Origin of the sequence: Agrobacterium sp. Ap1, from assembly GCF_017313375.1 — a bacterium.
In the GTDB taxonomy this organism is placed as follows: domain Bacteria; phylum Pseudomonadota; class Alphaproteobacteria; order Rhizobiales; family Rhizobiaceae; genus Neorhizobium; species Neorhizobium cellulosilyticum.
Genome location: NZ_JAFLMY010000096.1, coordinates 1 through 257, shown reverse-complemented (window position 1 = coordinate 257; position 257 = coordinate 1). Strand labels below are relative to the sequence as shown.

The 257-nt window shown below is 59.5% G+C and carries 1 protein-coding gene; it reads right to left on the bottom strand.

The features are described 5' to 3' along the window. Positions 1-257 (bottom strand): RraA family protein (locus JZX87_RS31140; protein WP_502711361.1); only part of this gene is annotated, 257 nt, incomplete at both ends.

Sequence of the window (257 nt, the reverse complement as noted above, 5' to 3'; positions counted from 1 at the left end):
CCGCCGACGATGATGCTGTCATTCGTCGTGCCAATCGTTTCCTTGACCGTACCCTTGATGCAGGTGCTGAGCGAGAAGACCGGGAAGCCGAGTTCGCGAAGCTGCAGCGTATCGCGCACGCCGGTATCCGTAACCAGGCCGCCGATGCCCTTGGCAAGGCAGGCATTGGCCAGAACGTCACCGAACGAACCTGCTTCTTCGTATTCACCCGCCGAAACGACGATGATGTCGCCGGGCTTGGCATAGTTGATCGCTAG